Annotated in this window: 20 protein-coding genes; 10 read left to right on the top strand and 10 right to left on the bottom strand. The window is 70.4% G+C overall.

Features of this window, described 5'->3' with window-relative positions:
* Window positions 1–24: 24 nt before the first annotated feature.
* The 4 genes from AB5J50_RS23105 to AB5J50_RS23090 form a co-directional block, all read right to left on the bottom strand.
* Entirely contained in the window at window positions 25–879 is an 855-nt protein-coding gene (locus AB5J50_RS23105) for a 1,4-dihydroxy-6-naphthoate synthase (RefSeq protein ID WP_369260300.1), read from the bottom strand.
* Entirely contained in the window at window positions 863–1618 is a 756-nt protein-coding gene (locus AB5J50_RS23100) for a futalosine hydrolase (RefSeq protein ID WP_369260299.1), read from the bottom strand. Before AB5J50_RS23100 ends, AB5J50_RS23105 begins: the two co-directional genes overlap by 17 nt.
* Window positions 1588–2085, bottom strand: coding sequence for a DUF2771 domain-containing protein (locus AB5J50_RS23095; RefSeq protein ID WP_327429676.1), 498 nt, complete (start codon window positions 2083–2085; stop codon window positions 1588–1590). Before AB5J50_RS23095 ends, AB5J50_RS23100 begins: the two co-directional genes overlap by 31 nt.
* An 83-nt stretch (window positions 2086–2168) precedes the next feature.
* Entirely contained in the window at window positions 2169–3593 is a 1425-nt protein-coding gene (locus tag AB5J50_RS23090; protein ID WP_369260298.1) for an MFS transporter, read from the bottom strand.
* A 703-nt stretch (window positions 3594–4296) separates the two neighbouring features.
* On the opposite strand from AB5J50_RS23090, the gene AB5J50_RS23085 reads away from it, so the two are divergent.
* The 4 genes from AB5J50_RS23085 (at window position 4297) to AB5J50_RS23070 (ending at window position 10991) form a co-directional block, all read left to right on the top strand.
* Window positions 4297–5223, top strand: a complete 927-nt coding sequence (locus AB5J50_RS23085; protein WP_369260297.1) for a DUF3027 domain-containing protein — start codon at window positions 4297–4299, stop codon at window positions 5221–5223.
* 361 nt (window positions 5224–5584) lie between these two features.
* Window positions 5585–8764 (top strand): sacsin N-terminal ATP-binding-like domain-containing protein, encoded by a 3180-nt coding sequence (locus AB5J50_RS23080; protein ID WP_369260296.1) that lies wholly within the window; start codon window positions 5585–5587, stop codon window positions 8762–8764.
* Window positions 8765–8940: 176 nt separating this feature from the next.
* Window positions 8941–9873, top strand: coding sequence for a hypothetical protein (locus AB5J50_RS23075; RefSeq protein ID WP_369260295.1), 933 nt, complete (start codon window positions 8941–8943; stop codon window positions 9871–9873).
* A 185-nt stretch (window positions 9874–10058) separates the two neighbouring features.
* Window positions 10059–10991 carry a hypothetical protein gene (locus AB5J50_RS23070; RefSeq protein ID WP_369260294.1) on the top strand — a complete coding sequence of 311 codons (933 nt, stop codon included), beginning with the start codon at window positions 10059–10061 and terminating at the stop codon, window positions 10989–10991.
* A gap of 47 nt (window positions 10992–11038) precedes the next feature.
* On the opposite strand, the gene AB5J50_RS23065 is transcribed toward AB5J50_RS23070, so the two are convergent.
* Both AB5J50_RS23065 and AB5J50_RS23060 read right to left on the bottom strand, forming a co-directional pair.
* Window positions 11039–13438 (bottom strand): cation-translocating P-type ATPase, encoded by a 2400-nt coding sequence (locus tag AB5J50_RS23065; protein WP_369260293.1) that lies wholly within the window; start codon window positions 13436–13438, stop codon window positions 11039–11041.
* Window positions 13439–13550: 112 nt separating this feature from the next.
* On the bottom strand, window positions 13551–13838 hold the full coding sequence (locus AB5J50_RS23060; protein WP_327429668.1) for a DUF2530 domain-containing protein: 288 nt from the start codon (window positions 13836–13838) through the stop codon (window positions 13551–13553).
* A 265-nt stretch (window positions 13839–14103) separates the two neighbouring features.
* Between AB5J50_RS23060 and AB5J50_RS23055 the strand changes: the two genes are divergently transcribed.
* Complete coding sequence (locus tag AB5J50_RS23055) at window positions 14104–15555, top strand: NCS2 family permease (protein ID WP_369260292.1); 1452 nt, start codon at window positions 14104–14106, stop codon at window positions 15553–15555.
* 43 nt (window positions 15556–15598) lie between these two features.
* Here the strand turns inward: AB5J50_RS23055 and AB5J50_RS23050 are convergent, their stop codons facing one another.
* Complete coding sequence (locus tag AB5J50_RS23050; protein ID WP_327429666.1) at window positions 15599–15781, bottom strand: ribbon-helix-helix protein, CopG family; 183 nt, start codon at window positions 15779–15781, stop codon at window positions 15599–15601.
* A 143-nt stretch (window positions 15782–15924) separates the two neighbouring features.
* On the opposite strand from AB5J50_RS23050, the gene AB5J50_RS23045 reads away from it, so the two are divergent.
* A complete protein-coding gene (locus tag AB5J50_RS23045; protein WP_327429665.1) occupies window positions 15925–16362 on the top strand; it encodes a MarR family transcriptional regulator in 438 nt (145 codons plus the stop codon).
* A gap of 373 nt (window positions 16363–16735) precedes the next feature.
* Window positions 16736–18010 (top strand): MFS transporter, encoded by a 1275-nt coding sequence (locus AB5J50_RS23040; RefSeq protein ID WP_369260291.1) that lies wholly within the window; start codon window positions 16736–16738, stop codon window positions 18008–18010.
* Window positions 18011–18059: 49 nt separating this feature from the next.
* On the opposite strand, the gene AB5J50_RS23035 is transcribed toward AB5J50_RS23040, so the two are convergent.
* On the bottom strand, window positions 18060–18569 hold the full coding sequence (locus AB5J50_RS23035; RefSeq protein ID WP_369260290.1) for a GNAT family N-acetyltransferase: 510 nt from the start codon (window positions 18567–18569) through the stop codon (window positions 18060–18062).
* 69 nt (window positions 18570–18638) lie between these two features.
* A complete protein-coding gene (locus AB5J50_RS23030; RefSeq protein ID WP_369260289.1) occupies window positions 18639–19400 on the bottom strand; it encodes a hypothetical protein in 762 nt (253 codons plus the stop codon).
* A gap of 102 nt (window positions 19401–19502) precedes the next feature.
* Here AB5J50_RS23030 and thpR point away from each other — a divergent pair, with 102 nt between their 5' ends.
* Complete coding sequence (thpR, locus tag AB5J50_RS23025) at window positions 19503–20093, top strand: RNA 2',3'-cyclic phosphodiesterase (protein ID WP_369260288.1); 591 nt, start codon at window positions 19503–19505, stop codon at window positions 20091–20093.
* A gap of 229 nt (window positions 20094–20322) precedes the next feature.
* On the opposite strand, the gene AB5J50_RS23020 is transcribed toward thpR, so the two are convergent.
* Window positions 20323–21315: an aldo/keto reductase gene (locus AB5J50_RS23020; protein ID WP_369260287.1), complete on the bottom strand. Its 993-nt coding sequence runs from the start codon at window positions 21313–21315 to the stop codon at window positions 20323–20325.
* A 390-nt stretch (window positions 21316–21705) separates the two neighbouring features.
* Here AB5J50_RS23020 and AB5J50_RS23015 point away from each other — a divergent pair, with 390 nt between their 5' ends.
* A complete protein-coding gene (locus AB5J50_RS23015; protein WP_369260286.1) occupies window positions 21706–23247 on the top strand; it encodes an MFS transporter in 1542 nt (513 codons plus the stop codon).
* 94 nt (window positions 23248–23341) lie between these two features.
* On the top strand, window positions 23342–23746 hold the full coding sequence (locus tag AB5J50_RS23010; protein ID WP_369260285.1) for a winged helix-turn-helix transcriptional regulator: 405 nt from the start codon (window positions 23342–23344) through the stop codon (window positions 23744–23746).
* Window positions 23747–23748: the final 2 nt, after the last annotated feature.

Here is a 23748-nt window from a genome sequence, read left to right as displayed (position 1 = left end):
CATCCGGCAGACAGTCCAGGGCACTTACGGGAAGTTCAGCGCATCCGGGCCGAGGGGCGGCACCAGCCCCTCGGCCGCCGCGCGGGTGAGCAGTCCCCGGATCGCGGCGTAGCCGTCGTCGCCGAGGTCCGCCGTGAACTCGTTGACGTACAGGCCGATGTGCTGGTCCGCGACCTTCGGGTCCATCTCCTGGGCGTGTTCCAGGACGTACGGGCGGGAGGCCTCCGGGTCGTCCCACGCGGCGCGGACCGAGGCGCGGGCCGACTCGGCGAGCAGCTTCAGCGTGTCGTCGCCCAGCGAGCGCTTGGCGATGATCGCGCCCAGCGGGATGGGCAGCCCGGTCGTCCGCTCCCAGTGCTCGCCCATGTCGGCGAGCTTGTGCAGCCCGTAGTTCTGGTACGTGAAACGCGCCTCGTGGATGACCAGTCCCGCGTCGACCTTCCCGTCCCGTACGGCCGGCATGATCTCGTGGAACGGCATGACGACGATCTGGCCGACGCCGTCGGGAATCGTGTCCGCGGCCCAGAGGCGGAAGAGCAGGTACGCCGTCGACCTCTCGCTCGGCACGGCGACGGTACGGCCGGTCAGGTCCGCGTGCGCCTCGCGCGTGAGCACCAGCGGGCCGCAGCCCCGCCCCAGCGCGCCCCCGCACGGCAGCAGCGCGTACTCGTCGAGGACGTACGGCAGCACGGCGTACGACACCTTCAGCACATCGAACTCACCGCGCTCGGCCATGCCGTTGGTGATGTCGATGTCCGCGAACGTGACGTCGAGCGCGGGCGCGCCCGGCACCCGGCCGTGGGCCCAGGCGTCGAAGACGAACGTGTCGTTCGGGCAGGGCGAGTACGCGATCTGCACAGGCTCAGTGAGTGCGGTCATGCCGGTTCCAACCCTCCAGTACGGGCGCAAGCTTCCCGAAAGCCTCGGTGAGTGCGGCGAGCGCGTCGCCGATGCGCCAGGCGGCGCGGTCGCGCGGGCCGACCGGGTTGGAGACCGCGCGGAGCTCCAGTACGGGCACACCGTGCGCGGCGGCCGCCTCGGCGACCCCGAACCCCTCCATCGCCTCGGCGAGGGCGCGGGGGTGACGTGCGCGCAGCTCGGCGGCGCGGGCGGCGGTGCCGGTCACGGTGGAGACGGTGAGCACCGTCCCGGCGCGTCCGCCCGTGGCCGCCACGACGTCTCGTACGAGTGATTCCGGTGGACGGTGGCTGACGGTCCCGAAGCCGAGCGCGGTGACCGGGACGAAGCCGTCCACGGTGTCCGCGCCCAGATCCGCCACGGTGATGTCGTCGGCGACGACGAGTGACCCGACGGGGGCGTCCGGCTGGAAACCGCCCGCGATCCCGGCGGAGACGACCAGGGCGTAGGGGGTGCCTTCGAGCGCCGCCGCGGTGAGCGCGGTGGCGGTGGAGGCGGCGGCGAGGGCGGGGCCCACACCGGCGGCGAGCAGGTCGTAACCGCCCGAGCGGTGGAGACTCACCCCGGGGAGCCGGACCTCACGGGGTGGAGCCGGGAACGCCCCGGCCACCGCGTCCCGCTCGGCGGGGACCGCGGTGGCTACCAGGACGCGTACGACGGAAGACGTGGTCAGGAGTCCTTCTTGAGCTTGAAGGACCACAGGCCGGTGACCGTCTTCTCGCCCTCCTTGATGGAGACGAGCGTCGAGTTGCCGCTGGCGCCGTACTGGGCGTTGAAGAACACGCTGCCCGGGATCGTGCGGTACGTCTTCGTGCTGGAGTCGGTCAGCGGCTGACCGTTCATCAGGATCGTCCAGCCCTTGTCCGCGATCTTCGGGTCCACACCGAACCGGACGGTCTCGTCGGGGTCGACCTTGATGGACTTGATGTCCTTGGACTTCAGGCACTTCGCCAGGTCCGCGGTCGACACCTCCTTGCCGTCGTTGTAGCAGTCGGTCTCGGAGCTCACCGAGTTCTTGCCGACCGTGATCGTGGCCAGCGGCGTCGGCTTGTCACAGGCGGACAGGGTGAGAAGTCCGGCGGAAACGGCGCCGACAGCGGCGACGGCGCGACGGCGGCGCGCAACGCTGCGTGCATTAGCGGCTCTGCCGCGGGGCAGGGAGGTCATGGCCGAAGGCTATCGGGCAGGTCCAGTGGTCTCCCCACGTGGGGTACGGCGTGCCGTCCGTGGCCCCCGCGTGGCCGTGCCGCTCACGCCACGCGTTGCCGGGCGGGTCCGGCGTGGTGTGCCGCGCTGAGCAGCCCCCGTACGGTCGTCAGCCAGCCCGTGGCGACGATCGCGGCGGCCACGGACAGGCCGAGCGTGCCGTTGAGCGGCAGCGCGATGCCGATGCCGCCGCCGAGGACCCACGCCATCTGCAGCAGCGTCTCGGAGCGGGCGAAGGCGGACGTCCGGACGAGTTCCGGGACGTCCCGCTGGATCAGCGCGTCCAGGGACAGCTTGGCGAGGGCCTGCGCGAAGCCCGCGACCGCGGCGAGGCAGGCCACGAAGGCCGCCCCGAAGAACAGCGCGGCGAGGATCGCCGTCGCCAGTACGAACGCCACCACCGTCACGATGATGATCTCCGGAGCGCGCTGTTTCAGCCAAGCTCCGACCGCCGTGCCGAGCGCGTTGCCCGCGCCCGCCGAGACGCCCACTATGCCGAGCGAGACCGCCGCGCTCTCGCCGGTGAGCGGGTGCTCGCGCAGCAGGAACGCGAGGAAGAAGATCAGGAAGCCGGAGAGACAGCGCAGGGAGGCGTTGGCGCCGAGCGCGTGGGTGACCGCCGTGCCGACGGTACGGAGCCCCGGGCGCGGGGCCTTTTTCTGGCGCGGTCCGTGCAGGTGCTCCTCGTCCGCGGCCAGGAGTGCCTTGTCCTCGCCCTTCGCCGAGTCGACCTTGTGCGGCAGGGTGAACGACAGGAACGTGCCCGCGATGAAGATCACGAAGGCGCCGTAGAGCGGGTAGCGCGGGCCGAGGATCTGGAGTCCCGCCCCGATCGGCGCGGCGACGGCGGTGGCGAAGAGCCCGCCGAGGGTGACCCGGGAGTTGGCCTTCACCAGGGAGAACTTGGGTGGCAGGAGGCGTGGCACGACAGCGCTTCGTACGACTCCGTACGCCTTCGAGGCGACCAGTACCCCGAGTGCGGCGGGGTACAGCTCGATGCCGCCGGTGACGACCGCGCTGGAGAGCAGCAGGGCGAGGAAGGCCCGGGCGAGCATCGCGGCTGCCATCGCGGCGCGGCGGCCGTGGGGGAGGCGGTCGAGGAGGGGGCCGATCACGGGGGCCAGGAGGGTGAAGGGCGCCATGGTGATGGCGAGGTAGAGGGCGACGCGGCCGCGGGCCTCGTCGGTGGGGACGGAGAAGAAGACCGTGGAGGCGAGGGCGACGGTGATCATGACGTCACCGGCGCCGTTCACCGCGTGCAGCTCGATCAGCTTGCCGAGGCCGGATTCGCCGGCTCCGTGGGCGTGCGTGGCCTTGCGGATGCCGCGTGCCGTTCCGGTCACCGGGAAGTGCAGGGCACGGCCGACCGCGCGGACGGACCCGCTCATCCGGCCCGATCCGCCACTCCGGCTGCTGCCCTTGGTGCCACCGACTCCGGTTGCTCCCTGGGGCGACCTTGCGGCTGCCACTCCGTCATAGTGCCCCGAGATGGGGGTGCGTAGTGCGGTTACCGCGCGTATGGGGGGCGCGTGCGGCTTGGGGTCGGGGCCGTGCCGGTACGTCCAGCCCGTCGCCGGTGGGCATTGCTGTCTGCTGCCACGGCGGGACTGGGCGATAACCACGTAAGCGACGGGCTGGACGTACCGGCCGGCCCCTTCGGTGCGTCGCCGGGTGCGGGTGCCTCTTAAGGGGCGCGGGGCTGTGTCAATATGCGGCTCCGCCGCGTGGGCGCGACCAGTCCCCACCGGCTCGCAGCCGACGAACAACCCACGGGGTCGAAGGGGCGGAGCCCCTGGGGATGGGACGGGTAGGGGCGGCGGGGGCGAGTAACAGGGGAGGTCGTCGGCGTGTCCTGGTGGGCGACTTTGCGGCCGGCCGAGACGGGTTGTGCGGGCGCGAAACACCGGCGCGCAGTGCCGGAGAATGTGGCGCGGAGCGCCGAAGAGGGCCGCCGGTGTGGGCCCAGGGGCCAGGAGAAGGTAGCGTGCGTAGCGCGCATGCGGCGATTGTTCTCGGCCGCGCGCCTCTCGGCCATCCCGCAGAATGGATGGCGTAGGTGCGCCCGAGTGCGATCGGGCGCGGACGTCGACGCGGCCCTCCGGTCCGCTCCGTCCGCACCCCCGCCGGAGGAATGGCGCACCCGTGAGACGGCGTAGGAGAGAAGCGATACCTGTGAGCGCAGCGACCACGCGAAGCCGCACCCCCGACCGCCTGTGCGCCGAGGCAGTCGACCTCGCCCGTACTGCCGCCGAGGAGGTCGCCGCACCCGGCGTCGTCGGCGCGCACGTGGGGCTGGTCTCCGAGGGGGACCGCGTAGTCACGCACTTCTTCGAGTGCGAGGAGCTGGGGTATCGGGGGTGGCGCTGGGCGGTGACCGTCGCCCGGGCCTCCCGGGCCAAGTTCGTCACGCTCGACGAAACCGTGCTGCTGCCCGGCCCCGAATCGCTGCTCGCCCCCGAGTGGGTGCCGTGGAGCGAGCGGCTCCGCCCCGGTGACATGGGCCCGGGGGACCTGCTGCCCACGGACGCCGAGGATCTCCGCCTCGAACCCGGTTTCACCGGCGAGGACGAGCCGCCGCCGAACTCGCCCGTCTCGGAGGAGATGGCCGAGCTGGTGGAGGCGGAGGACGCGGAGGTGACGGGCGGGGCGCCCGCGACGCTTCCGGTCGCGCCGCGGCGGGGTTCGATCGCGGCGGTGGCCGAGGAGCTGGGGCTGCGTCGTGCGCGGGTCCTGTCCCGGTACGGGCTGCATGTGGCGGCCGACCGGTGGGAGGAGGGGTACGGGCCGAAGACGGCGATGGCGCAGGCCGCGCCCGCGTCGTGCGTCAGCTGTGGCTTCCTGAACCCCATCGGGGGCTCGCTCGGACAGGCGTTCGGTGTCTGTGCCAATGAGTTCTCGCCCGCCGATGGGCATGTCGTGTCCCTCTCGTACGGCTGTGGCGGGCACTCCGAGGCCGCCGTCATGCCGAAGCCGCCGCGCCCGGCTCCGCCGGTGATCGACGAAACCCGCGTGGACCCCTTCCCTCTCCGCCCGTCCCCCGATTCCGGTTCGGTCTCGATCACGACGGACGAAACCTCGGCGGAGCTGGGTCACTCGTAACCGGCCGGGTTTCCCTCGCCCCCGCCGCCCCTACCCGTCCCATCCCCAGGGGCTCCGCCCCTTCGACCCCGACCGGGCAGTTCGTCGGCTGCGGGTGGGTGGGGGCTGGCCGCGCAGTTCCCCGCGCCCCTAAAAGCCAAGGGGCGCGGGGCTGTGACATTTGCGGCTCCGCCGCGGGGCGCGACCAGCCCCCACCGGGCCGCAGCCAACGAACAACCTCCATCCATCCGCAGTCGAAGAACCCATCCCCCCGGGCCGACGGGGCGGAGCCCCGGGTGGAAGGGGGCCCGGCGCGCGGTACCTTCATGCCGCGACCGAGTGCTGCACTAGCGGTCGCGCCAGGCGAGAGGGAGAGTGAACCGTGAGCAAGTTCGTGCGGCCGGCAGCCGAGGGCGCGGACCCGTTCGGGACAGCCCGCCTGCGACGCGGCGTGCTGGACGCCTGGGCGACCAGCCCGGCCCGGTTCCGCGAGGACGCCAACGCCGAGGAGGACCTGGTCCTCGGCGGGTATCGGGACCGGCTCGTGGTCGAGCTCGCCCAGAATGCCGCCGATGCGGCGGCCAGGTCCGGCGTTCCCGGCCGGCTGCGGCTCACCCTCCGCGACGGCGTGCTCGCCGCGGCCAACACCGGCGCCCCCCTCGACGCGACCGGCGTCGAGTCGCTCTCCACACTCCGCGCCTCCGCCAAGCGCGACGCCCACGACACCGCCGTCGGCCGCTTCGGCGTCGGCTTCGCCGCCGTGCTCGCGGTGACCGACGAGCCCGCCGTGGTCGGCCGCCACGGCGGTGTCCGCTGGTCCCTCGCCGAGGCCCGTGAGCTGGCCGGCGACACCGCCCGGCACAGCCCCGGTCTCGGTGACGAGATCCGCCGCCGCGACGGCCATGTGCCGCTGCTCCGGCTGCCGTTCGCCGCCGAGGGCACCGCCCCGGAGTCGTACGACACCGTTGTCATCCTGCCGCTGCGGGACCCCGCCGCCCAGGATCTCGCCGAGCGGCTGCTGCGGAACATCGACGACGCCCTCCTGCTCGCCCTTCCCGGCCTCGACGAAGTCCTGGTCGAGGTCGGCGAGGGCGACGGTGAGGTGCGTACGCTGCTGCGGCGCGGCCATGAGGACGGCGTCACCGTCGAGGACTCACGCGACGGCAGTACGCGGTACCGCGTCGCCTCCCACCACGGCCCGCTCGACCCCGCCCTCCTCGCCGACCGCCCGGTCGAGGAGCGGCTGCGCCCGCACTGGTCCGTCACCTGGGCCGTACCGGTGGACGCCGACGGCGCCCCCGCCCGCCCCCGCACCAGCCCCGTCGTGCACGCGCCCACCCCCAGCGACGAGCCGCTCGGCGTCCCCGCCCTCCTCATCGCCTCCCTCCCGCTCGACACCACCCGGCGGCACGCCGCCCCCGGCCCGCTCACCGATTTCCTCGTGGAGCGCGCGGCGGACGCGTACGCCGAACTGCTCGCCGCCTGGCGTCCGGTGGGCACCGGGATCATCGACCTCGTGCCCGGCCCGCTCGGCAAGGGCGAGCTGGACGGCACGCTGCGCCAGGCGATCCTGGACCGGCTGCCCCGTACCGCCTTCCTGCCGCCGGCCGCCCCGCCGGTCAGCGCTGCGGAGACCCCCGACGACTGGCCCGAGACCAGCGTGTCGGAGAACCCGGCCGCCCTGCGGCCTCGTGACGCCGAGGTGGTGGAGGGCGCGGGCGCCGAGACCGTCCAGGTCCTCGCCGAGGTGCTGCCCAGCCTGCTGCCCGCCGGGCTCGAACGCCGGGCGGAGCTGCGGACGCTGGGTGTCGCCCGTGTCCCGCTCACCGAGGCCGTCGACCGGCTGGCCGGACTGGAGAAGGATCCGGGCTGGTGGCGGAGGCTGTACGACAGCCTCGCCGGGGTCGACCCCGACCGGCTCTCCGGGCTGCCGGTGCCGCTCGCCGACGGGCGTACGACCATCGGCCCCCGGCAGGTCCTGCTGCCGCTCCCGGACGGGCCCACCCCCGACGACACCTGGGCCGCCACCTCCGACAGCCTCGCCCGGCTCGGACTCAAGGTCGCCCACCCGGACGCCGCCCACCCGCTCCTGGAGAAGCTGGGCGCCCTCCCGGCCACGCCCCGCGCCGTGCTCACCACCCCGCAGGTGCGCGCCGCCGTCGCCGCCTCGCTCGACGACGAGGGCGGGGCCTGGGACGAGGACGCCCTGGACGCGGAGGAGTTGGCGGACACCGTTCTCGCGCTCGTTCGCGACGCCGGCCTCGAACCCGGCGACGAGCCCTGGCTCGGCGCCCTCGCCCTCCCGGACGAGGAAGGGGAACTCGCGCCCGCGGGTGAACTCGTGCTGCCCGGCAGCCCGTTCGCCCAGGTCATGCGTGAGGACGAATTGGCCTTCGCGGACGGTGAGCTGGCCGAGCGCTGGGGTGAGCAGCCGCTCGCCGCCTGTGGCGTGCTCGCCAACTTCGCCCTCGTGCGCGCCACCGATCTCGTCCTCGACCCGGACGAGCTGGAGCCGCGCGACTCCGACTTTGCCGAGCCTGATGACGCGGGCCTCCTTGACGCCGTCGACGTGTGGTGCGAGGACGTTCTGGACCGGCTGCCGGACGCGCCGGTGCCGCCGGTCGCCACCGAGATCGTCGCCGTACGGGATCTGGACCTGGTGGACGACGAGCGGTGGCCGCAGGCCCTCGCCCTGCTGTCCCGGCCGCCGTTGCGGGACGCGCTGACCCAGCCGGTGCGCGTCCTGCTGCCGGACGGCACGCACGAGATCGTCCGGCCCTACGCGGCCTGGTGGCTGCGTGGGCATCCCGTTCTCGACGGGCGCCGCCCGGCCGGACTGCGGGCGGAGGGCAGCGATCCGCTCCTGCACGGTCTGTACGACGCCGCCGACGCCACCGGCTTCGACGACGAGCAGGTGCTGCGGGCGCTGGGGGTGCGGACCTCCGTGGCCGCCCTCCTCGACGAGCCCGGGGGCGCCGCCGAGCTGCTCGACCGGCTCGCCGATCCCGACCGCAAGGTCTCCGGCGCCCAACTGCACGCCCTCTACGGCTTCCTGGCCGACCTCGACCCCGAGCAGGTGACCCTGCCGGACGAGCTGCGAGCCGTCGTCGACGGTGAGGTGCGCGTGGTGGACGCGGCCGACGCCGTGGTCGTGGACTCGCCCGACCTGCTGCCCTTCACCGACGGGGTGCCGCTGCTCCCCGTACGGCCGTCGCGCGCCGCCGATCTCGCCGAGCTGTTCCAGGTGCGGCGGCTGAGTGAGTCGGTGACGGGGGAAGTGACCTCCGAGGGTGCCGAGCACGACGTCCCGGAGTCCGTACGGGTGCTGCTCGGGCCCTCGACGCCCACCTCGTACGTCGAGCACGACGAACTCGTCGTCGACGGAACCGAGTTGGACTGGCGGCGTACGCGGGACGGGGTGCTGCATGCCTCCACCCTGGAGGGCGTCGCCGCCGGGCTCGCCTGGGCGGCCGGGCAGTGGCCGCGCCGCTTCGAGGTCGCCGCGCTGCTCGAAGACGCGTCCCGCACCGAGGAGTTGGCGCGCGACCGCTGGTTCGACTGACCTTCAACCGGTGGTTCGAGCGACCTTCGCGAGATGGTTGAAATTTCTTCACTTCTCGTACAACCAATCACTCCAGGCGCATGTCTGATCACCTGAGTCACCAGACTCCTAGATCGGTTGGGCACCGCGGCGACTACGACGACTCGTGGTGCCCCTTCTCCTCACGGGGTAACAACATGCGCATACGTGCCACCGTGGCCGCCGTCTCCGGCGCCCTGGCTCTCTCTGCCTTCGCCGTGCCGGGCGCCCACGCCGCCGACGCTTCCGCCGCCTCCCGCGCGGACGTCGCCAAGGTGCAGGAAGCCGCCCGCGCCGCCTCCGGCAAGACCGCGTTCAGCACCTCCTCGGCTGCCGACACCGGCTCGCCGTACACGCTCGACCTGTCCTTCTCCGGCACGAAGGTCAACAACGGCAAGCCGATCGTCGCGGGCGTCGCCAACAAGGTCACCGCCCCGGTCACCTTCAACATCACGCACGCCGCTGACGTCGACATCACCGCCGACGACTTCATCCTGGACGTGGAGATCTACCGCGGCACCTACGAGGAGCCGGTCAGCATCCTGTTCGGCGACGACCTCCCGGCCTGCACCGCGACCTCGACGACCGCCGCCACCTGCAAGGGCACCATCGACGTCTACCCGGACACCGACCTGGTCAACGCCGACGCCACCACCTGGAAGGCCATCGGCTACGCGGTCGCGCTCAACGGTCAGGACCTGACCTCCGACGACATCGACTGGAGCAAGGTCGGCTACGTCGACCAGGACGCGCTGGCCGCCACCAAGCTGCAGCGCTACTCCAAGCTGACGGTCAACGCCTCGCCGGAGCCGGTGAAGAAGGGCAAGACCATCACGGTCACGGGCAAGCTGTCCCGCGCCAACTGGGAGACCCACAAGTACGCGGGTTACACCGGCCAGTCGGTGCAGCTGCAGTTCCGCAAGAAGGGCAGCGACACCTACACCACCGTCAAGACCATCAAGACGGACAGCACGGGCAACCTGAAGACGACCACCACGGCCTCCGTGGACGGCTACTTCCGCTACTCCTTCGCGGGCACCGCGACCACTCCGGCCGTCAAGGCCACGGGTGACTACGTCGACGTGCAGTAGTCAGGAGCCACTGGCTGTGAGTTTGGTAATCCGCTCACAAAGTCTTCAAATCCCGTACAACCATTCACTCCTGCCACAGATCTGATCACCCGAGTCAACAGACTCCACCATCACTTGGGCCCCGTGCGACGACGAGCCGTGAGGAACGACCACCACCGGGGCCCCTTTCTCCACTTGGGGATCGCATGCGCATACGTGCCACCGTGGCCGCCGTTTCCGGCGCCCTGGCCCTCTCCGCCTTCGCCATTCCGGGCGCCCACGCCGCCGACGCCTCCGCCGCCTCCCGCGCGGACGTCGCCAAGGTGCAGGAAGCCGCCCGCGCCGCGTCCGGCAAGGCCGCGTTCAGCACCTCCTCGGCCGCCGACACCGGCACGCCGTACACGCTCGACCTGTCCTTCTCCAACGTGAAGGTCAACAACGGCAAGCCGATCGTCGCGGGCATCAGCAACAAGGTCACCGCGCCGGTCACCTTCACCGTCACGCACGGCGCCGACGTCGACATCACCGCCGCCGACACCTACATCGACCTGGAGATCTACCGGGGCACGTACGACGAGCCGGAGAACGTCCTGTTCGGCGACGACTTCCCGTCCTGCACCGCGACCTCCACCACCGTCGCCAGCTGCAAGGGCACGATCGACGTCTACCCGGACACCGACCTGGTCAACGCCGACGCCGCCACCTGGAAGGCCATCGGCTACGCGGTCGCGTGGAACGGTGTGAACCCGGACTCCGACGACATCGACTGGAGCAAGGTCGGCTACGTCGACCAGGACGCGCTGGCCACCACCAAGCTGCAGCGCTACTCCAAGCTGACGGTCAACGCAGGCCCGGAGCCGGTCACCAAGGGCAAGACCCTGACCGCCACCGGCAAGCTCACCCGTGCCAACTGGGAGACCCACTCCTACAAGGGCTACACCAACCAGCCGGTCAAGCTGCAGTTCCGCAAGGCGGGCACCAGCACGTACACCACGATCAAGACGGTGACGTCCGACTCGTACGGCAACGTGAAGGCCACCACCACCGCCAGCACGGACGGCTACTGGCGCTTCCGTTTCGAGGGCACCTCGACCACCCCGGCGGTCTCCGCCACGGGTGACTACGTCGACGTGAAGTAGTAACTCCCGTACGGTTCAGGCCCGTACGGGCCTGAACCGTACGCGGCTCAAGCCGGGAAACGGCGGTCGACCCACCGCCACAAGAGCTCCAGCACGGCCGCCGCCACCGCCGAGATCCCCACCGCGATCCACGGCATCGTCTCGCCGACCAGTTTCAGCGCGAAGAAGTGCTGCAGACCCGGCACCACGAGCACCAGCAGGAACGCCCCGCCCATCGCGGCGACGAGGCAGATCCGCCACCAGGTGTACGGCCGGGCGATGATCACGAGCACCCACATCGAGATGAGGAAGAGCGTCAGCGTCGCGGCGCTCGTCTCCGCGTCCAACGAGCCCTCGCCCGTGTAGTAGTGACGGGCGATCAGATATGTCACGAAGGTGGCCACTCCGGCGACGACCCCGCCCGGGATCGAGTACCGCATGACCCGCCGTACGAAGTGGGGTTGCGCGCGCTCCTTGTTGGGGGCGAGCGCGAGGAAGAAGGCCGGGATGCCGATGGTCAGGGTGGAGAGAAGGGTCAAGTGCCGTGGCAGGAAGGGGTATTCGACCTGCCAGCACACCACCAGGATGGCCAGCAGCACCGAGTAGACGGTCTTCACCAGGAAGAGGGTCGCGACCCGGGTGATGTTCCCGATGACCCTGCGGCCCTCCCCGACCACCGAAGGCAGCGTCGAGAAGCTGTTGTTGAGGAGGACGATCTGGGCCACCGCCCGGGTGGCCTCCGAGCCCGAGCCCATGGACACGCCGATGTCGGCGTCCTTCAGGGCCAGTACGTCGTTCACGCCGTCGCCCGTCATCGCCACGGTGTGCCCGTGCGACTGCAGCGCGCCCACCATGTCCCGCTTCTGCTGCGGGGTGACCCGCCCGAACACCGTCCCCTTGTCCAGCGACTTCGCCAGCTCCTCCTTCTCGTCGGGGAGATGGCGCGCGTCCACGACGGAGCCGGTGAGTCCGAGCTTCCCGGCCACCGCGCCCACCGACACCGCGTTGTCGCCGGAGATGACCTTCGCCCTGACGTCCTGCTCGGCGAAGTAGCGCAGGGTGTCCGCCGCGTCCGGGCGCAGCCGCTGTTCCAGGACGACCAGGGCGGTGGGCCTGGCGTTGAGCTTGACCTCCGGGCTGTCCAGATCGCGGGTCGCGCGGGAGAGCAGCAGCACCCGCAGTCCCGCCTCGTTCAGCCGCTCGGTCTCGGCGAGCGCCGGGTCCCCGGCGGGCAGCAGGACGTCGGGGGCGCCGAGCAGCCACGTACTCGACTCGCCGTTGCCCTCGCTGAAGGACGCCCCGCTGTACTTGCGGGCCGAGGAGAAGGGCAGCGACTCGGTGCAGCGCCACTCCTCGCTGTCCGGGTAGGCGGCGATGATCGCCTGGAGGGAGGCGTTCGGCCGCGGGTCCGATTCGCCGAGCGCGCCGAGGACCCTGCGTACGTACGACTCGTCGGCGCCCTGGAGCGGGCGCAGCTCGGTGACGTCCATGCCGCCCTCGGTGAGGGTGCCGGTCTTGTCCAGGCAGACGGTGTCGATGCGGGCGAGGCCCTCGATGGCGGGGAGTTCCTGCACGAGGCACTGTTTTCGGCCAAGGCGGATGACGCCGATCGCGAAGGCCACGGAGGTGAGGAGGACCAGTCCCTCGGGGACCATCGGCACGATCCCGCCGACCGTCCGCGCGATGGATTCCTTGAAATCGTGCTGCTTGACGACGAGCTGGCTGATGACCAGGCCGATCGCGGTCGGGATCATCATCCACGTCACGTACTTGAGGATCGTGGAGATACCGGACCGCAGCTCGGAGTGGACGAGGGTGAAGCGCGAGGCCTCTTCGGCCAGCTGCGCCGCGTAGGCCTCCCGGCCCACCTTCGTCGCGGTGAAGGCGCCGCCGCCCGCGACCACGAAGGAGCCCGACATCACCTCGTCGCCGGGGTGCTTGACCACCGGGTCGGCCTCACCGGTGAGCAGGGACTCGTCGATCTCCAGGCCGTCGGCCTCGGCGCAGCTGCCGTCGACGACGATCTTGTCGCCGGGCCCGATCTCGATCAGATCCCCGAGCACGATCTCCGACGTACTGACCTCGGTGGCGATCCCGTCCCTGCGTACGGTCGGTTTCGCCTCCCCGATCACCGCGAGCGAGTCCAGGGTCTTCTTGGCCCGCCACTCCTGGATGATGCCGATCCCGGTGTTGGCGATGATCACGTACCCGAACAGGCTGTCCTGGAACGGTGCCACGAACAGCATGATCAGCCAGAGCACGCCGATGATCGCGTTGAAGCGTGTGAAGACGTTGGCCTTGACGATCTCGCGCAGGGAGCGGCTGCTGCGCACGGGGACGTCGTTCACGTCGCCCCGCGCGATCCGCTCGGCGACCTCGGCGGCGGACAGCCCCTGCACCCGCCGCGTGGGCGGTATGGGCACGGGGTGAACGGGATCGAGTTCGGCGCCCGCGTCGATGTGCGTCATGCATTCGACGGTACGTGCGGATATACGGCTTCACCTGCCGAGTGCACCAAAGATCCGACCTGGGGAGGACGGCGACGGCGGGGAGTGATGCCGTGGGTGTACGGGGAGCTGGTTACTCCGCAGCAGGGGCCGAGCGCTCCGCTTCGGCGGCGGCTTCGGCGGCGGCCCGCTTGAGTGCGGCGTCGCGGCCCCGGACGTACCAGATGCCGATCAGGCCAAGACCCGCGCCGGCCAGGCAGGTCCACAGCCACCACAGGTGCCCGTGGTCGTCGAACCAGCCGTAGAACGGCAGCTGCACCAGGAAGAGGACGAACCAAAGAATCGTGCCGCCCGTGATGGTGGCGACGATCGGGCCCTCCAGGGGCTCCGGCGCCTCGTGCTTGGGGGTCCACTTCGCCATGTGCACAGCTTACGAGGGTCCCGGACCGGCGGTCGCGCGCGGCCGTACGAGCTGGTGCGCGCACCCGCGCCGCCCTTGTATACCAAGTATCTACGCGCGGAGATAGCGAATTCGACCTCATATGTTCATACTGAAACAGCCTGAGTCTGGCCAGTTGTATTCGTACGAAACACCAACAGCAACATGGGGGAAACCTGTTGGTGATCGAACGCTGGCGAGACTTGATCACGTTTCCCCCATCCCCCCTGCACGTTTGAGGTCACGCATGTCCACCTCGGCCGCCACCAAGGCCTCCGCCCCCCAGCAGCCGGAGCCCCGGCCCGCGCAGGGTGCCCTCGACCGCTACTTCAAGATCTCCGAGCGGGCCTCCAGCATCCCGCGTGAGATCCGCGGCGGTTTCGCCACCTTCTTCGCGATGGCCTACATCATCGTGCTGAACCCGATCATCCTGGGCAGCGCGAAAGACATGTACGGGAACCACCTGGACAACGGCCAGCTGGTCACCGCGACCGCCCTGACCGCGGCCTTCACCACGCTTCTCATGGGCGTCATCGGCAACGTGCCGATCGCACTGGCGGCGGGCCTGGGTGTGAACACCGTCGTCGCGCTCCAGCTCGCCCCGCGGATGTCCTGGCCGGACGCCATGGGCATGGTGGTGCTGGCCGGCTTCATCGTGATGCTCCTTGTCGCCACCGGTCTGCGTGAGCGGGTCATGAACGCCGTGCCGCTCGGCCTGCGCAAGGGCATCGCGATCGGTATCGGCCTGTTCATCATGCTGATCGGCCTGGTCGACTCCGGCTTCGTCACGCGCATCCCGGACGCCGCGCAGACGACCGTGCCGCTTCAGCTCGGCTCGGACGGTCACCTCAACGGCTGGCCCGTGCTGGTCTTCATCCTCGGCACGCTGTTCACGCTCGCGCTGATGGTGCGCAAGGTGCCCGGCGCGATCCTGATCTCGATCGTCACGATGACGGTCGTCGCGGTGATCATCAACGCCGTCGCCACGATCCCGTCCTGGGGTCTGACCACCCCGAAGTGGCCCGGCAACCCGGTCGCCACCCCGGACTTCGGGCTCGTCGGCAAGGTCAGCCTCTTCGGCGGCTTCGACAAGGTCGGCCTGCTGACCGGCACCCTCTTCGTCTTCACCGTGCTGCTGTCGACCTTCTTCGACGCGATGGGCACGATCATGGGCATCAGCGACGAGGCCAAGCTGACCGACGCGGAGGGCCAGATGCCCGGCATCAACAAGGTCCTCTTCGTCGACGGCATCGCCGTCGCCGCGGGCGGCGCCACCTCCTCCTCGGCCACCACCTGCTTCGTGGAGTCCACGGCCGGCGTCGGCGAGGGAGCCCGCACCGGCCTCGCGAACGTCATCACCGGCGCGCTCTTCGCCGTGGCCCTGTTCCTGACCCCCGTCGCCACGATGGTCCCGTCCCAGGCCGCCACGCCCGCGCTCATCGCGGTCGGCTTCCTGATCATGTCCCACTCGGTCAAGGAGATCGACTGGGCGGACTACACGATCGCCATGCCGGCCTTCGTGACGATGGTGATGATGCCGTTCACGTACTCGATCACGAACGGCATCGGCATGGGCTTCATCACCTTCGTGGTGCTGCGTCTCGCCGCCGGGCGTGGCCGCGAGGTCCCGGTCGCGATGTACGTGGTCGCGGCGGTGTTCGGTTTCTACTACCTGATGCCGGCGCTGGGTCTGACCTGATCGGTCATGGCGTACGGGCCTCACGTGCCCCGGTGTTCCGGGCTCACGTGACCCCGTAGAACTTCTCCGTCTCCTCGACCGCGGACTGGAACCGCTCGTCGAAGTCATCGCGAATGAGCGTCCGGACGACATAGTCCTGGACGCTCATTCCGCGTTTGGCGGCGTGGTTTCGGAGCCGGTCGAGCAGCTCCCCGTCTATCCGCAGGCTGAGCACGCTGGTCCCCATGGAGTCGAGGGTCGCCGGACCCCGGCGGGCGACGGGTCACTTTCCGCAGCGGGCTCACTCATATGAGTGATGTCGGGGTTCGGTGGCGCGGTTCACGGGCAACGCGGTGGTCTTTAGCGAGGGTAATGAGTTACGCTAAAGACATGCCTGACCTCACCCATGGCGACGACGAGGCCGCCGTGAACGCCTTGCGCTCCGCAGTGATGCGGTTGTCGCGTCGACTCAAGCACCAGCGGGTCGACGAGTCGCTGAGCCCCACCGAGATGTCGGTGCTCGGCACCCTCGCCCGCTGCGGCACCGCCACGCCGGGCGAGCTCGCCCGCAAGGAGCATGTGCAGCCGCCCTCGATGACGCGCATCGTCGCGTTGCTCGAAGCCAAGGGGCTTGTCAGGCTGGAGCCGCACCCCGAGGACCGGCGCCAGAAGGTCGTCACCCAGACCGACAAGGCCGAGGCGATGCTCGAAGAGAGCCGCCGCAAGCGGAACGCGTTCCTGGCCGGACTGGTCGAGGCCCTCGACGAGGACGAATGGGCGAAGGTCCGCGAGGCCGCCCCCGTCCTGGAGAAGCTCGCGCAACTGTGACCCCTGGCGGCTCTCCCCCGGGAGGGCCGCCGCCAAGAAGCTTCCACGAAGGCTTGCGAGAAAGCCTCCGAGGAAGCCGCCGAGAAAAGAAGAGCGCCGACGCCCTCCATGACGCCGACGTCAACGACTGCCTAGGAGGCGAGCCCTGTTGAGTACGGGATCCGGAGCAGATTCCGCCCCCGCACCAGCCGCCCACGACTCCCTGCCCGCCCCCGACCGTTCCACCGGCGCTTCCGAGTCGGCTGACTCTTCGGTGTCGGCTGACACTTCCAAGTCCGCCGGCTCTTCCAGGTCCGCTGACTCTTCCGGCGCCACCGGCTCTTCCGGCTCCTCTGGCTCGACCGGCTCGACCGGATCGTCCCCCTCTTCCTCGATGTTCAGCTCGCTGAAGATCAGGAACTACCGCCTGTTCTTCCTGGGCCAGGTCGTCTCCAACACCGGCACCTGGATGCAGCGCATCGCCCAGGACTGGCTGGTGCTGAGCCTGACCGGCTCGTCCGCCGCGGTCGGTATCACCACCGCGCTGCAGTTCCTGCCGATGCTGCTCTTCGGGCTGTACGGCGGTGTCCTCGTCGACCGTCTCCCCAAGCGGCCCACGCTGCTGGTGACCCAGACGGCGATGGCTCTCACCGGCCTCGCGCTCGCCTTCCTCACCCTCTCCGGCCATGTCCAGGTGTGGCACGTCTACCTGGCGGCCTTCGCCGTCGGTATGGCCACGGTCGTCGACAACCCGGCCCGCCAGTCCTTCGTCGCCGAGATGGTCGGCCCGGGCCAGCTGCAGAACGCGGTCAGCCTGAACTCGGCGAACTTCCAGTCGGCCCGCCTGGTCGGCCCCGCGGTGGCGGGCGTGCTGATCACCGGCGTCGGCACCGGCTGGGCCTTCCTCTTCAACGGCCTGTCCTTCGTGGCCCCCCTCGTGAGCCTGCTGCTGATGCGCTCCCGCGAACTGCACGTGGTCAAGCGGGCGCCGCGCGGCAAGGGCCAGCTCCGCGCGGGACTCCACTACGTCGCCGGCCGCCCCGAACTGATCTGGCCGATCGTCCTCATCGGCTTCATCGGCACCTTCGGCTTCAACTTCCCGGTCTGGCTGTCGGCGTACGCGGACGACATCTTCGACGCGGGCGCCGGCGCGTACAGCCTCTTCAACACGCTGATGGCGCTCGGCTCGCTGGCCGGCGCACTGCTCGCCGCCCGCCGCGGCACGGCCCGGCTGCGCGTCCTGATCGCGGCGGCCGTGGCCTTCGGCCTGCTGGAGGTGGTCGCTGCCGTGGCCCCGTCCCTGTGGCTCTTCTCCCTGCTCATGATCCCGATAGGGATCTTCGGGATGACGGTCAACGTCACCGCGAACACCTCGGTCCAGATGGCCACCGACCCCGCCATGCGCGGCCGCGTCATGGCGCTGTTCATGATGGTCTTCATGGGCGGATCGCCCCTGGGCGCGCCCGTCGTCGGCTGGGTCACCGACGCCTACGGCCCGCGCGTCGGGTTCGCCCTCGGCGGCCTGATCTCGGCGGCGGCCGCGGTCACCATCGGCCTGGTCCTGTCCCGTGTCGGCGGCCTCCGCCTCTCGGTCGGCTGGCACCACGGCCACCCGCAGGTCCGCTTCGTCCCGAAGGAACAGCGGGAGCTGGCCACGGCGGCGGCGTAGGCCGGACACCTCCGGGCGACCATGGCCGGGCCTTGGGTGGACTGGCGGACTACACGCGCCGGGCCAGCACCTGGCCCGGCCAGTCGCCGACGGTGAACGTCTCCGTCGGCGTGAAGCCGTTGCCCTCGTAGTACGCGACGAGCCTGCCGTCGCCGCCCGCGTAGCAGTCGAGCCGCAGCAGGGACACGCCGTGGCGGCGCGCCTCGTCGACGGCATGGGCGAGGAGCGCGCCGCCGACCCCGCGCCTCGCGAACCGGCGGTCGGTGACCAGGGAGTGCACATACAGCTCGGGTTCGCCCGCGGGGGCGACCTCCGGCCCCGGTCGCCCGGTCAGCGTCATCGTGCCCGCCGGTTCGCCGTCGATCTCCGCGATCCACGGGGTGCCCTCGGCGAGGATCCGCCGCACCTGCTCCACGGCCTCGGGGTGCGTCGACCAGGGCCGGCTGCCCCATTGGCCCGTGCGCCCCTCGGAGACGAGCCAGGCCACCGCGCCGTCGAGCATGCCGAGTATCGCGGGGAGGTCGTCGACGCCGCCTTTTCGCATCTCCGGTGAACCCATCGCAGCAGGCTGGACGGCGAGCCGTTCGCGCGGGCTAAGCAGTGGGCTGAGCACTCGGCTGAGCAGCGGCTAGGTAACCGCCCTTATCCGCTCCAGGGCCAGATGGAACGCCGACGGGCCGACCTTGAGCGGGCCGCTGAACGGGTAGTTGAACTCATAGACGATGAGGAGCATCACGCCCACGGTGAAGGCGAGGGAGAACACCACGCCCGCGTGGGCGCGCAGGCTCTCCATGCCGAAGAGGTAGACGAAGCCGAGGGTGACGAAGGCGCCGATGAGCAGGGCCGTCCACAGGAGCGGGGGGACTCCGGCGTTGGCCGCCTCATTCACCCGCTCGCGGCGCGCGTTGCCGAGTTGCGCCGCGGCGTCCAGGGCGCCCTGGTAACGGGCCTGGTCCGCGCCGGTCTCCGGCTCCAGCGAGTTGATCGTCTCGCGGATCTCGGTGAACTGCCGCCACGCCGCCGGATCGTCCCGCTGATCGGCCAGCAGCGGCCACTCCTCGTGGATCACCGTGCCGGTGTACCGCTCGGTCAGTGCGGCGAGGCGGGTGCGGTCCGGCTGCGGGAGCGTACGGCTGAACCAGGCGATCTGGAGCAGGGCGTTCGTCTCCGTGTACGTGTTCTCGTGTGCCTGGGAGCGGGCCTCCCACACCCCGACGACCACCATCGCGAGGACGACCGCGTAGATCACCCCGACCTGCGCGTACACAAACCCCAGCACCTCGTTGTTCGGCTTCCGCTTCGCCAGCGGCACGACCCGGGCGACGGCGAACAGTGCCGCGGTGGCCGCCGCCGAGCAGACCAGGAGCAGCAGGATCCCGAGCATGGGCATGCGACGTTCCCCCCGTCGACGTACACATCCACCTATGTACGTGGATACCTCCATGGTGCGGGGAGGGTCGCCCGGTGATCCATTCCCTGGAAGGGTGACGTCATGAGACTCTTTGCGGCGGTGCTGCCTCCGGAAGACGCGATCCGCGAACTCGCCACGGAAGTAAACGAGTTGGAGCGGCTGCCGGGCGCGCACGACCTGCGCTGGACGGGCCGCCCCGGCTGGCACTTCACGCTCGCCTTCTACGGCGAGGTGGACGAGGAGATCGTCCCGGACCTCTCGGAACGGCTGGCGCGCGCGGCCCACCGTACGGACCCGTTCCCGCTCTCCCTGCGCGGCGGCGGCCACTTCGGCGGGCGGGCGCTGTGGGTGGGCGCGGCGGGTGACGTGGCGGCCCTGCGGCTGCTGGCCGGCCGGGCGGAGGCGGCGGCCAGGAAGGCGGGCGTCGCGACGGGGGAGCACCGGCGTTACCGCCCGCATCTGACGGTGGCCCGCAGTCGCGCCGACGCCGACTTCAAGGCGTACGTCACTGTCCTGGGCGCGTTTGCCGGGCGGGAGTGGACGGTGGGTGAGCTGTGTCTCGTCCGCAGCTATCTGCCGAAGTCGGGGGTGCGGGGGGAACAGCCTCGCTACGAGACGCTGGTGAGCTGGGCGCTGGGGGCCGGAACGGGAGCCGGAACGGGGGGCGGTTAACCTCGATGGCGTGAACCCGAAGACCCGTAACCGGATTATGGCCGGTGTGCTTGTGCTGATGTTCGTTGTGGTGGCGGTGGCGGCGGCGGTCAGGTAACGCCGGGATGCTGCGGGTGGTTTTTTGGCTGCCCGCCGGTGGGGGCTGGTCGCGCCCCGCGGCGGAGCCGCAGATGTCACAGCCCCGCGCCTCTTAAGGGGCGCTCCTGCCTGCGCCCCTTAAGAAGTGCCGCTACCAGGCGAACGCCTCCGGTGACGGGCCCGGGCCCGGGAAGATCTCGTCGAGCGAGGTCAGTAGGTCGTCGCTCAGTTCCAGGTCGACGGCCCTCAGGGCGGAGTCGAGTTGTTCGGCTGTGCGGGGGCCGACGATCGGGCCGGTGATGCCGGGGCGGGTGAGCAGCCAGGCGAGGGCGGCTTCGCCGGGCTCGATGCCGTGCTTGTCGAGCAGGTCCTCGTACGACTGGATCTGCGCGCGGGAGGAAGGGTTGGCGAGGGTGTCGGCGGCCCGGCCGGAGGCGCGGCGTCCGCCCTTGACCTCCTTCTTGATGATCCCGCCCAGTACACCGCCGTGCAGCGGTGACCAGGGGATGACCCCGAGCCCGTACTCCTGCGCGGCCGGGATGACCTCCATCTCGGCGCGCCGCTCGGCGAGGTTGTAGAGGCACTGCTCGCTGACCAGGCCGATGGTGCCGCCGCGGCGGGCGGCGGTCTCGTTGGCCTGGGCGATCTTGTAGCCGGGGAAGTTGGAGGACCCGACGTAGAGGATCTTGCCCTGCTGGATGAGGGTGTCGATCGCCTGCCAGATCTCGTCGAAGGGCGTGCTGCGGTCGATGTGGTGGAACTGGTAGACGTCGATGTAGTCGGTCTGGAGCCGCTGGAGACTGGCGTCGACCGCGCGCCGGATGTTCAGCGCGGAGAGCTTGTCGTGGTTGGGCCACGGGTCGCCGTCGGCGGCCATGTTGCCGTACACCTTGGTGGCGAGGACCGTCTTGTCGCGGCGGTCGCCGCCCTTGGCGAACCAGTTCCCGATGATCTCTTCCGTACGGCCCTTGTTCTCGCCCCAGCCGTACACGTTCGCGGTGTCGAAGTAGTTGATCCCTGAGGCCAGCGCCGCGTCCATGATGGCGTGGCTGTCGGCCTCGTCGGTCTGCGGACCGAAGTTCATCGTGCCGAGAACCAGTCGGCTGACCTTGAGTCCCGTGCGTCCGAGCTGCGTGTACTTCATGACTCCTTAGCCAACGCCTTAGAGCACGCTCAAGGCAAGAGAGCACGCTCAAGGCAAGGGCGCCACTTTGCTTTTTCCGGGAAAGTGTGGGCACATTCCGCGTCACTTTATTGCCGTGCTCACAAAACCCTGGGGTTCGTCAAGCGCGAGAAGCACCACATTGGATTGCCGAGAAATACGTCGGCTCCAACGGGCCGTGGCTGTTAGGGTGGAGACTCGTCCCGGGGTCGAGTTGTGCCATGTCGGCACCTCACCCCGGATTGCATTGTGTGGGCGTCCCGTTTCGTCGGATTCCGTTCGCCCCGGCTTCTCTCTCGGAATGGAAGTTGACTTTTCGGGTCGCTTTCTCTCTCCGGGGAAATGTTTCCAGCCCACCTTTGGAGTATTTCCATGTCTGCGTCTGCTGACAGCATGGCTGTCGCCGCCCCCGCGGGACCGGATACATCCGGCTCCGGCCCCGCTTCCGGTGGCCGACATCTCGGGCTCGCCCTCGTCGTGATCGCCGCGGCCCAGCTGATGGTCGTTCTCGACGCCACGATCACCAATATCGCCCTGCCCGCCATCCAGACCGACCTCGGTGTCTCCGACGCGAACCTGGCGTGGATCGTCAACTCGTACGCGCTGGCCTTCGGCGGGCTGCTGCTGCTCGGCGGCAAGGCGGGTGACCTGTTCGGGCGGCGGAAGATGTTCCAGGCCGGTATCGCCGTCTTCACGCTGGCCTCGCTGCTCGGCGGGCTCGCGCCGAACGAGGGCCTGCTGATCGCCGCCCGTATTCTGCAGGGCGTCGGCGCCGCGCTGGCCGCGCCCAATGCGCTGGCGCTGATCACCACGACGTTCCCGGCGGGCAAGCCGCGCAACACGGCCATGGGTGTGTACGCGGCCATGGGCGGTGTCGGTGCCACCGTCGGGCTGCTGCTGGGCGGCACGCTCACCGACGTACTGGACTGGCGGTGGGTGTTCTTCGTCAACATCCCCATCGGGCTCGCGGTGCTGGCGGGGACACGGACCCTCGTCGAGGCCGAGCGGCACCCGGGGCGCCTTGACGTACCCGGCGCCATCACCGGCACGGGTGGGCTGATCGCCCTCGTCTACGGCATCACGCGCGGCGGTGAGCACGGGTGGACCAACGGGCTCACGCTGGCGTCCTTCGCGGCGGCGGCCGTCCTGCTGGCCGCCTTCCTCTGGCTCCAGGCGCGGATCACGAACCCGATGATGCCGCTGCGGCTGTTCAAGGACCGTAACCGGTGGGGCAGTTACGGCACGATGCTCTTCATCGGCGCCGGTATGTTCGCCACCTTCTATTTCCTCACGCTGTATATGCAGCTGATTCTCGGCTACAGCCCGGTCAAGACCGGGTTCGCCTATCTGCCGTTCAGTTTTGGAATGGCGCTGGCCGCGGGTGTCAGCTCGAAGCTGGTCGCCCGGCTCGCTCCGCGGGTGATCGCCGGGCCGGGGCTGCTGGTGGCGGCCGTCGGCATGTTCTGGTTCGCGACGCTGGAGCCGGACTCGTCGTATGCCGGGCATCTGATGCCCGCCATGTTCGTCACCGCGCTCGGGCTCGGCATGAGCTTCGTGCCGATGACCCTCGGCGCGGTGAGCGGCGTGTCGCACGAGGACACCGGCATCGCCTCGGCGCTGCTGAACACCGCCCAGCAGATCGGCGGCGCCCTCGGTCTCGCCGTCCTGTCGACCCTCTCCACGTCGGCGGCCGACGACCAGCTGCCCGAGGCCGCCGGATCCCTCTACCGGGGCCTGGTCACCAAGGACTTCGCCCTGGTCGCCAAGGCGGGTGACGCGGTGACCCACGGCTACACCGTGGCGTTCGCCGCGGCCGCCGGCATGTTCCTGGCGGGACTGCTCGTCACCGCCCTGGCCGTCAACGCCGGGAAGCAGCAGCACGTCGAGGGCGCGGCCCCCGTCCACATGGGCTGACGCTCACCCCACTACGACGAACCGGCGCGATGACCGTGCCCCGCCGCCCCGCGCGGGACGGCGGGGCACGGTCATCGCGCCGCTGGAGTACCCGATGAGCGACCAACCGCACTCCGAACCCCCGCCGGTCATCGCCGCCCTCACCCGGGCCTTCGCCCTCCTCGGCAAGCGCTGGAACGGCCTGGTCCTCGCCGCACTCGCCAAGGGCCCGGCCGGCTTCGGCCAGGTCCGCGAGCGGGTGCCCGGCATCAGCGAGCGCATGCTCGCCGACCGCCTCCACGAACTGGCCACCGCGGGCCTCCTCACCCGCACCGTCCACCCCGGCCCACCGGCCCGCTCCCAGTACGCCCTCACCGCACACGGCAGGGCCTTCCTCATCCCGCTCGCCGCCCTGGCGTACTGGGCGGAGGACCACCTGCCGCCGTACGCCGAACAGCGGGACGAGCGGGACACCGGCCGACTCCCGCCCGGCGAAACACAGTTGTCCCGCACCCCCTGATC

The organism is Streptomyces sp. R35, from assembly GCF_041053035.1.
GTDB classification, from domain to species: domain Bacteria; phylum Actinomycetota; class Actinomycetes; order Streptomycetales; family Streptomycetaceae; genus Streptomyces; species Streptomyces lutosisoli.
Note: the sequence above shows the minus strand (reverse complement) of the source record. Positions and strands in the feature narration are given on the sequence as shown.

Bases quoted from the DNA above. Each gene is read 5' to 3' on its own strand.
- AB5J50_RS23105 (WP_369260300.1), bottom strand. From the start codon at position 879: ATGACCGCACTCACTGAGCCTGTGCAGATCGCGTACTCGCCCTGCCCG.
- AB5J50_RS23095 (WP_327429676.1), bottom strand. From the start codon at position 2,085: ATGACCTCCCTGCCCCGCGGCAGAGCCGCTAATGCACGCAGCGTTGCG.
- AB5J50_RS23075 (WP_369260295.1), top strand. From the start codon at position 8,941: ATGCGCATACGTGCCACCGTGGCCGCCGTCTCCGGCGCCCTGGCTCTC.
- AB5J50_RS23070 (WP_369260294.1), top strand. From the start codon at position 10,059: ATGCGCATACGTGCCACCGTGGCCGCCGTTTCCGGCGCCCTGGCCCTC.
- AB5J50_RS23065 (WP_369260293.1), bottom strand. From the start codon at position 13,438: ATGACGCACATCGACGCGGGCGCCGAACTCGATCCCGTTCACCCCGTG.
- AB5J50_RS23060 (WP_327429668.1), bottom strand. From the start codon at position 13,838: ATGGCGAAGTGGACCCCCAAGCACGAGGCGCCGGAGCCCCTGGAGGGC.
- AB5J50_RS23055 (WP_369260292.1), top strand. From the start codon at position 14,104: ATGTCCACCTCGGCCGCCACCAAGGCCTCCGCCCCCCAGCAGCCGGAG.
- AB5J50_RS23050 (WP_327429666.1), bottom strand. From the start codon at position 15,781: ATGGGGACCAGCGTGCTCAGCCTGCGGATAGACGGGGAGCTGCTCGAC.
- AB5J50_RS23045 (WP_327429665.1), top strand. From the start codon at position 15,925: ATGCCTGACCTCACCCATGGCGACGACGAGGCCGCCGTGAACGCCTTG.
- AB5J50_RS23040 (WP_369260291.1), top strand. From the start codon at position 16,736: ATGTTCAGCTCGCTGAAGATCAGGAACTACCGCCTGTTCTTCCTGGGC.
- AB5J50_RS23035 (WP_369260290.1), bottom strand. From the start codon at position 18,569: ATGGGTTCACCGGAGATGCGAAAAGGCGGCGTCGACGACCTCCCCGCG.
- AB5J50_RS23030 (WP_369260289.1), bottom strand. From the start codon at position 19,400: ATGCCCATGCTCGGGATCCTGCTGCTCCTGGTCTGCTCGGCGGCGGCC.
- thpR (WP_369260288.1), top strand. From the start codon at position 19,503: ATGAGACTCTTTGCGGCGGTGCTGCCTCCGGAAGACGCGATCCGCGAA.
- AB5J50_RS23020 (WP_369260287.1), bottom strand. From the start codon at position 21,315: ATGAAGTACACGCAGCTCGGACGCACGGGACTCAAGGTCAGCCGACTG.
- AB5J50_RS23015 (WP_369260286.1), top strand. From the start codon at position 21,706: ATGTCTGCGTCTGCTGACAGCATGGCTGTCGCCGCCCCCGCGGGACCG.
- AB5J50_RS23010 (WP_369260285.1), top strand. From the start codon at position 23,342: ATGAGCGACCAACCGCACTCCGAACCCCCGCCGGTCATCGCCGCCCTC.